Source organism: Paraburkholderia sp. BCC1884, assembly GCF_900996225.1.
Lineage (GTDB): Bacteria > Pseudomonadota > Gammaproteobacteria > Burkholderiales > Burkholderiaceae > Paraburkholderia.
In genome coordinates, this window is the sequence record NZ_CAAJGL010000051.1 from 1 (window position 1) to 421 (window position 421).

Below are 421 nucleotides of genomic sequence, written 5' to 3' on the forward strand. Positions count from 1 at the left end.
GCCAGGCGCCCTTCGCGCGCCTTGGGATTCTGCTGCACGTATTTCTCGAACGAGGCCACGCCGATCGCGCGCTCGTCGGGGCCCATCTGCGAGAGCATCAGGGCGGCCGGCAGGTAGTCGGGCTTCAGTTCCAGCGCCTGCTTCAGCGAGGTGACGGCGGCCGGCTTGTCGTCCACGGCAAGCTGCTGGCGGGCGATCGCCAGGCGCGCCTCGGGGCGGATCAGGTCGTCCTTGAGCAGGTGCTGCAGCACCGTCAGGCCGTCCACGCGGTTCGGGCCGCGCGCGATCAGGGCCTGCAGGGCCAGGATCGCGTCGCCGCGGTTGTCGCCATTGGTGCGGGCCAGCTCGCGGCCCAGCAGCGGCTCGGCGTCGAGCGGCTTGCCGGCCAGCACCAGCAGGGCCGCATCGACCTGGGCCGCGC

Annotated in this window: 1 pseudogene; it reads right to left on the reverse strand. The window is 72.7% G+C overall.

Features of this window, described 5'->3' with window-relative positions:
- A pseudogene (locus tag FQ705_RS03865) lies at nucleotides 1–421 on the reverse strand (hypothetical protein); the annotation flags it as partial.